The sequence below is a fragment of the Butyrivibrio sp. INlla14 genome (genome assembly GCF_900102515.1).
Classification (GTDB): Bacteria; Bacillota; Clostridia; order Lachnospirales; family Lachnospiraceae; genus Butyrivibrio.
Window position 1 is genome coordinate 1 of record NZ_FMVS01000054.1, and the last position, 7,993, is coordinate 7,993.

Here is a 7,993-nt window from a genome sequence, read left to right on the forward strand (position 1 = left end):
AATAAAACCCAAGCGGCCACGTGGTCGCCCAAGAAAGGAAGCTAACCCTTCTGCCGGAAATCTATAGTCCGGCAGATTGGGAAACTTTTAATTAAATATATGGAATTTGGATATATGTGCAATATGATTTATGGCCTGAATGTATATAAAGTAGAAAAGGTCTGTATCATTAGGAGGAAGATTTTAGTCAGAATCAGATAATTTACGCAAAAACCTCAGAAAATATAGATAGTTCCTGCATTTTGTATTATACTGTTCCAAATATGTAAAGGGTGAGGGAAACGTATGAATACTAAGCAGTTGCAGGCTGGATTTTATTCCAGAAGGGGGTATGAAACGCTTCGTTTTGAGGTGCCAGGTATTGATAGGAAAGATGACGCCATAGAGTATATTAACGAGTTTTACGAGCATAATTCTGATATTAACGGCGCTGGCGGCCTCCACAGATACCTTGATAACTACCAGGAATGGCTTGATCTTCTGGAAGAAAAGGCCAACATGAAGCCCAATGAAGAAAAGGTTCCAAGCCGTACTTTTTTCCTCGTAAGAGAAAGAGATAACAGAATCGTTGGCATGAGCAACATCCGCCTTGCCCTTAACGATAAGCTCAAGGAATACGGCGGTCACATCGGCTATGCCATAAGGCCTACTGAGAGGGGCAAGGGCTATAACAACATCAATCTCTATCTTGCGCTTAAAGTCTGCGACAAGCATGGAATCGACCTGGTATTCATGGACGCTGACCTGGATAATCCTGCTTCCTGGAAGACTATGGAAGCCTTTGGCGGCAAAAGAGTCAGAGAGTACTTCGACCATCACGAGGCCAACTGTATGGTGGTTGACTACAACATCGATGTGAAGAAAGCGCTGACCACCTGTTCTTTTGAGAAAGGGATTGTTGAAGGGGATGGTCTTTCAGACCGGGCAAAAGAGATAGTTTCCCGCCACAGTAAACCGGCAAACGTCCTTGAGGATGCCAAGACTTTTCTCTATGAAATGCTTGAGCCTGCTCCAGGCAGAGAAGATATGCTTTACCGCTACGAGCACTGCATCCGCGTTGCAGAAAATGCCAAAATGCTTGTAAAAGCAGAGGGGCTTCCAGAAGAGCCCTTTGTTATGGCATGTCTTTTACATGATGTGGGCTACCGTGAAAGCGATAACTACGGCGGATTCAATGTCCATGCCTATGTAAGTGCGCAGATAGTAAAGGCTTATCTGGAGGCAATAGACTATGATCCTCAGTACAGAGATGAAATATACATGGGCGTTAAAAGGCATGACCTTTCGGACAAACTTCCTGAAGATATGACGGTTTTTCAGATATCTGTCAGGGACTGCGATGATATCGACAGGTTTGATATGATCAGAACCGCCATGGTTCTTGGGGATTGCACCAACGAGAAGACCAACTCAGAGATAATAGAATCCTGCGAAAAAGAGATAGATAAGGCCAACTGGCGTATATCACTTAGACGTGGAACAAAGACCGCAGATAAGGTATTTGTGGCACAACTGGAGAAGAGAATAGCTCTTTTGCAGGAAGTTATTGAGCATGCCAGGAAAGGATTCTGAAAAATATAGATAAAATCAGTATTATAATAAAGTTTACCCTATATTACTTAAGGCCTACATAGCCGCATCCTTCGATCATGGCCTGGCCTTCATCGGTTAAAAGCCAGTCTACAAGCCGCTTTACGTTGTGGTTGTCATTGTCTTTTCTGTAGACCACGTAGAAATTGGCAGATATAGGATAGGAGCCGTTTTTGATGTTTTCTGCGTTTGGATAAACACCATTAACGGACAGCATTTTGACGTTGTCGTTGGCAATCATTCCGGACAGATAGTATCTGAAGGAGTAGCCGATGGAAGCGCCGAATACATCCAGGGGATCTCGTTTTGTGATCATGTCCCCTTCCATGAATTTCTCCATCATGGTCTGGCTTCCTGAGCCTTTTATTCTAAGGATTGGGTCAATGGTGCGGTTTGGGCCGCCTACTTCTTTCCAGTTGTTGATCTGGCCACGGTAGATACCTCTTATCTTCTCAACAGAAAGGTCATCTACAGGATTTTTGGAATTAACAAAGAACACAAAGGCTTCCAGGCCAACGGGAACAATCTCAAGTTCTACGCCTTTCTCGGCAGCAGATTCCAACTGTTCTTTTGATGGATGGGCAGTAAAAAACAAGTCTACTGACCCGTCTACAAGAGCGTCAAAGCCGCGGATGGTGTTCTGATACTGCATTACGCTGTCATCAGCAAAGTTTTCTCCATAGTAATTGTCATCAGAAAATACACCGCCTTCATAGGTTACGCAGCCTTCAGGGTAGATGTTGTCGATAACTGAAGCATAGACCGGCACAAGGGCAGCAGCACCGTCCAGAACAGGAAGGTCATCCTCGCTAGTAAAGTAGAGAGATGAACCGGTCCTTGCAAGTTCTGAATCCTCTTCAAAGGGCAGGAACTTGCCTACGTCCACCATTTTTAGCTGGGAGGTGCCACTGTAGTTGTTGCCAAGCCTCATGGTAAGAGTTACATATAAAAAGCCATTGAAAAGCAGGAAAAACAAAGCAGTGGCAAGAATCAGGATTTTCTTTTTCATAGCCAGAGCTCCTTTGAAATGTAATAGATTATTGAAGATTTCTGAAAAGCAAAGTAAATGTAGGCCATGTGGGCGAAGGTCAGAATAAGTCCCAGAATCATTATGATAATTAGTATTCTATAGAATTTCTTGTCGCTCATATCACATACTCGCCATAAATGCTGCTACTAAAAGATATAGTAAAACCACAAGGCCCACTGCTATCATGAAAAACACCAGGCTTGCACAGAGCCAGGTTGTGATCTTGGGATCTCTTTTGCGACCTTCCTGTTTTGCTATTTTGCCTTCGAGAATAAAGAAAACCACGGATAATAACAGGTTAAGAATTATTACCCCCGCGATGATGTACAATACTGTCATAGTTTTCATACGCCCCATTACTTATTGATAAAATATTGGATTAAGTTTATTAAAAGTTTCCCAATCTGCCGGACTATAGATTTCCGGCAGAAGGGTTAGTGTCCTTTCTTGGGCGGGCACGAGGTCGCTTGGGTTTTATCGCAACCTGATCCTTTGGTTTAGGTTTACGTCCACGTTTCTTGGGTTCAGGCTTTGGTGCTGGCTTTGATAAGCCAAGAGCTTCAAGCTCTTCTGTAACTGTTTGTATCGTATGCACCCAGTATCCATCATCAGATGAAGGTGCGGAAGGTGCATCTGTCCTGCGCCATGCTGATGACAGATCATCCATCAGTTCGCCATAGGACATCTGTTTCAGAAGCCCTGCACTTTCTGCTTTGCGGATGATCCTGCAGGTTGCAACTGTTGAGATGAAGTTTACAAATTCGCTGCCTATTACTGCAAAGTCGCCCTGCTCACCTGTATGGTCGAGACACTCATCGCTTTTGTAGCGCTTGAATACCATCTCAAGAAGCCAGCGGTCCTGATAGCATTTATAAGCCACTTCAGGAGCAAGATCCTGATCGGATTCAAGAACCATTACGCCGAACGTATTTCTTTTCTCTGCGTACTTCTCAGGAGAAAAAGTGTTTTTACGCTTGGCATTTGCAAGGTAAGTTGCTTCTTCCTTCGCAGCCTTCTTCGCATCCTTGAATGCGTATAGGTAACGGCCGCCTTTTATTCTGGCTTTTTTGTAAACAACATGGGCATCAATGCCCGCAAGCACACCGTCAAACGAGAGCATGTCATTATCAGAGATGCGCTTGTCATTCCGCTTGATAGGTGTAAGAAAATGAAGATCAGGTCTTTCCGAAAGCTCTTCCTTAATCTTGCTCGGAGGAAAGCCCTTATCTGCAACAATGATTCCTCTTTTGATGTCATTGTCGCGTATAAATGCAGGATATGACTTTGAGTCTATGCTGTTGCCTGGAAATATTTCAGCACAGATAGGTTCCATCAGCTCAATGTCATAAGCATAGAGAACAGATACCTCGCTGCAGCCTCTTACTCTTGCTTTGTAAGAGTATGCAGACAGATCATTGACAATGCTTGTGTCCTGCTTGAGAGTGCCATCTATTGCTATGTGATGGTCAGCGGATGTGGCTTTCATGCGCAGCTGGTAAAACATCCTGCGTCTAGCCCCATCCATACCAATCTTGTTAAACAGCTTATTGACAGAGTTTTTAGATATGGCTGCACCAGGATAGTCCTTACAGACAAAACAACGGTTGTAGTGAGTCGAAAGCCGGCTGTCAGTAACCTGTGGTTTAATGACCCTGAGCGATGCAACAGCCATGATCGCATAGACATCAGAAGGGTCATAAACCGCCAGCAGATCCTTTTCAATGTCGCCTACTACCGAGCGGACAAGAGCAGAAGACCCGTAGGACAGCATATCCGGAATTACAGGAGCGGACGATACGGATGCTTCAACAGGAACGTACTCGTGATTTATGATATGCCCGACAACCTTTCCGTTGCGCGGCTGGGGATTTCTGCCTGCAACATATTTGATTGATGCTCTTTCACGTACGGCATATCGCTTTGGGCCGTCACGTCCACTGTCATCTACGATGGTGTTTACTGGTCTGGGAACTGCACGGATATCTGCTGGAACTGGCATATGAAAGCCTCCTTTTATATAGTCCTATTATAGCACAATTGGACTATATAATCAAGCTTTTGATGTCCCATTTTACAAAAATCTGATATCAAGGTGCAGTAAAAATTCAGGAAAATGATGCGGTTTACCAAGGATTTTTACCTTTGGTGCACTCATTTTCTTTACAATTTAGTAACAAACCGCGGATTTAGGGGCTTAACCTATAGTCCGACGATTTGGGAAAGTTTTAGTTTATCATATTCGGGATTTAAATTGAAACAAAAATGGAATTTGGAATGTATATAACATCTTCAGATATGTATCTGACTATAGTTGATAATTATCTAACAATATTTAGTGCACTTTTTACTGCTTATTTTTGAAAATATCAAAAATTTACTTAGGCGATAAAAAGTGTTACTGCTAGATTTTATAAAATAGCTGATTTTATAGTAGCCTTGAGCGGTTTTAAAAGTGATTTGAAAAGTAATTCTGTCTTATTTTTACTAGCAAATTTGAAATACTTGTATTAGAGCCGTAATAAGCAGCGGTTATTCTAGTTTATGATAAGGAAATCGGTTGCGGTGTTACTAAAAAAATCGAAGATTATTCAAATCTAGCAGTAAGGCAAAATTCGGGCTACTATTATTTTTTATTTTCTCTGTCTCTAGCAGTAGTATGTACGCATTATATCGCTAACTTCTTCACGATAAGATTGGTATTGCATTAATGTATCAAATAGATAATTCGCGACAACTTAAAGGCCCATTTGTATAACAGAGATCACCCCCACTACTATCTGACAGTGACTTTCGGAATTCAGACCTATGAAGCATACCTTAAATGGTGCACTGAGGCAAAAAAGATTTTGTGAGAACCCAAATTTACGGCGGTTTACAATCAAAAATTGGTTGTAAACCGCTTCTTTCTTGGATATAATCATAAAAATAATATCAAAAATACTGCCAGTGCTAATTCGGGGGAAGGAAATTGTTAACATGGCATATACAATGACGCATGTCTTAGTTGGGGAAAGGGTCTTGGAATATTTCGATTTTCCAATGGATTATTCGACATATATGGCAGGTGCAGTCGCGCCTGATGCAGTTCATGCAAATCCTGATTATTCTCCAAAGTTAAAAGAGAAAAGCCATCTTTTCGCAGAGGGCCTTAAGTGGGGAGAGGTGACAAGCGAAGATGAATTTGATGAGTGGTTTTGTAGCGTAAGAGAATTCTATGCCAATAACCATTCTGGGTATGAGAGAGATTTTTTCCTGGGGTATATAGTTCACGTTCTGACGGATATTTGCTCCTGTAGGGAGATTTATGCGCCTTTTTATCTATCCCTGACGGAAGAGGATAAGGTTGAGAAAAAGAAGCAGTTCTCCCACGAAAGCTATGTGGTTAATTACCATTTGTTCCGCGAGTTTTCCAAAGATAAAAACTTAATAGAAATCCTAAAAGCAGGTCATTCCTACTCAATACCTGATGTTTACGATGATTCTTTTTCTGAGGATAGAATCAGACAGCTCCTTGATTTTGAGTTTAAGGAATGGGACCTTGGAGCAATTGATAAGCACAGCATTGTGACTATCGAGAACACCAAGGCTTTGCTCCTGGATTCTCGGAAACGTGACGATGAAAACCTCGTCACAGATTTCTGAAATCCGCTAAAATACTGAATTTATTGCCATTTCTCTCTTGATTTTTGCATCGTCATGTTTTATAATAATTATAGAAAACATGACGAGGTGGGGCGATGGCAATCATTACACAAACTGACAAAAGATCCGGTATTACCTACGCTTACGAGACAACCTATTACTGGGACAAGGAGAAACAGCAGTCGAGGTCCAAGCGTGTCTGCATTGGAAAGGTTGACCCAGTCTCTGGGGAGATAATCCCTACCAGAGGACGCGCAAAGAAAGGCGAGTCCAAGACTCCTAAAGCTTTGCCTGCCAGAACAGGCCCGGTCACATATACTGAGACAAAGCACCTTTATTTTGGCGCCACATATCTTCTGGAGCAGTTTGCTGATCAGATAGGACTTACAGCTGATCTTAAGCAGTGCTTTCCGGATATGTACAAAAAGCTTTTGTCAGTAGCTTTTTACCTTGTACTTGAGGATAACAATCCTCTATACAGGTTTGAAAAATGGAATCTTACCCATAAGCATCCTTATGGACAAGATATAGCTTCACCCAGAAGCAGTGAGATGTTCGCATCCATCACTGATGATCAGATAGCCAAGTTCTTGCGGTTACAGGCCAAGAGACGTGTCGAGGATGAGTACTGGGCTTATGACAGCTCCAGCTTCTCAAGCTACTCAGAAACTCTTAAGCAGGCTCAGTGGGGCAAGAACAAGGAAAACGACAGGCTTCCTCAGATAAATCTCCTTCTTGTGTTCGGAGAGAAATCCGGTCTTCCGTTCTATTACCGCAAGCTTGCCGGCAACATCCCTGATTCAAAGACGGTCAAGCACCTTCTTGAGGATCTGGATATCCTGGGCTTTGGCAAGACCAAGTTTGTCATGGACAGAGGCTTTTACTCTGAGGACAACATCAATGGTCTGTACAGGGAGCACGTGAAATTCCTTGTAGGAGTCAAACTCTCCCTGAAGCTCATCAAGAAGAATCTTGATGAGGTTTATGATGATATCCGTATGTTCAACAACTTCGACGAAGGCCTTAATACATATGGGCTTACAGTCAGTGCTGAGTGGAATTATACTCAGGACAGGCCATATAAGGGCGATACTATCGAAGAGAAACGCCGGATCTACATCCACTATTTCTACAGCATCGAAAGAGGTGCTGATGAAGAGCAGGCTTTTGACAAGCGTATCATGGACTACTGCAATGAGCTTCTTTCCGGCAAACCGGTTGAGGACCACAAGAAAGCTTACGCCCGCTTCTTTGAAGTAAAGGATACTCCTGTCCGTGGAAGACAGGTCTACTACAAAGAAGATGAAATCAAAGCTGCTCGTAAGTACATAGGATACTTTGCCATTATCACTAACGAGAAGATGGATGCCTTTACCGCTCTTCATCTATACAGGATGAAGGATGTTGTAGAGAAAGCATTTGGCAATCTCAAGGAGAGGCTCAACATGAGAAGGCTTCTCACTAAGTCAGAGAAGAATCTCGATGGCAAAATATTCAACGAGTTTATAGCACTAATTCTGATTTCTCACCTTGATCACAAGATGAAGGAAACAGATTTATATAAAACTTACACAATGCAACAGCTGCTTGATAAGCTTGATGTCCTTGAGTGTTACGAGGACGAAAAGCGTGCGCTCAGGATTGGTGAGCTTTTGGACAAGCAGGCTGATATATACACGACTCTCGGAGTGGCATTACCAACCTCGTCATGTTAATCTGAGAATCCAGGTT

8 protein-coding genes are annotated in these 7,993 nt (G+C 42.6%); 4 read left to right on the forward strand and 4 right to left on the reverse strand.

What is annotated here, in order from left to right; genetic code table 11:
* Positions 1-285: 285 nt before the first annotated feature.
* On the forward strand, positions 286-1,572 hold the full coding sequence (locus BLO53_RS18430) for a GNAT family N-acetyltransferase (protein ID WP_092065076.1): 1,287 nt from the start codon (positions 286-288) through the stop codon (positions 1,570-1,572).
* 43 nt (positions 1,573-1,615) lie between these two features.
* Here the strand turns inward: BLO53_RS18430 and BLO53_RS18435 are convergent, their stop codons facing one another.
* The 4 genes from BLO53_RS18435 to BLO53_RS18445 form a co-directional block, all read right to left on the reverse strand.
* Entirely contained in the window at positions 1,616-2,599 is a 984-nt protein-coding gene (locus BLO53_RS18435) for a PstS family phosphate ABC transporter substrate-binding protein (RefSeq protein WP_092065080.1), read from the reverse strand.
* A complete protein-coding gene (locus BLO53_RS19380) occupies positions 2,596-2,739 on the reverse strand; it encodes a hypothetical protein (RefSeq protein WP_176757363.1) in 144 nt (47 codons plus the stop codon). Before BLO53_RS19380 ends, BLO53_RS18435 begins: the two co-directional genes overlap by 4 nt.
* 1 nt (position 2,740) lies before the next feature.
* Positions 2,741-2,959 (reverse strand): hypothetical protein, encoded by a 219-nt coding sequence (locus BLO53_RS18440; protein ID WP_143003288.1) that lies wholly within the window; start codon positions 2,957-2,959, stop codon positions 2,741-2,743.
* A gap of 73 nt (positions 2,960-3,032) precedes the next feature.
* Positions 3,033-4,619, reverse strand: coding sequence for a transposase (locus BLO53_RS18445; protein WP_092065083.1), 1,587 nt, complete (start codon positions 4,617-4,619; stop codon positions 3,033-3,035).
* A gap of 748 nt (positions 4,620-5,367) precedes the next feature.
* On the opposite strand from BLO53_RS18445, the gene BLO53_RS20040 reads away from it, so the two are divergent.
* From BLO53_RS20040 to BLO53_RS18460, 3 genes are all read left to right on the forward strand, one after another.
* Positions 5,368-5,472, forward strand: coding sequence for a hypothetical protein (locus BLO53_RS20040; protein ID WP_176757364.1), 105 nt, complete (start codon positions 5,368-5,370; stop codon positions 5,470-5,472).
* Between the two features lie 166 nt (positions 5,473-5,638).
* A complete protein-coding gene (locus BLO53_RS18455; protein ID WP_207648490.1) occupies positions 5,639-6,262 on the forward strand; it encodes a hypothetical protein in 624 nt (207 codons plus the stop codon).
* Between the two features lie 95 nt (positions 6,263-6,357).
* Positions 6,358-7,977, forward strand: a complete 1,620-nt coding sequence (locus BLO53_RS18460; RefSeq protein WP_092063818.1) for an IS1634 family transposase — start codon at positions 6,358-6,360, stop codon at positions 7,975-7,977.
* Positions 7,978-7,993: the final 16 nt, after the last annotated feature.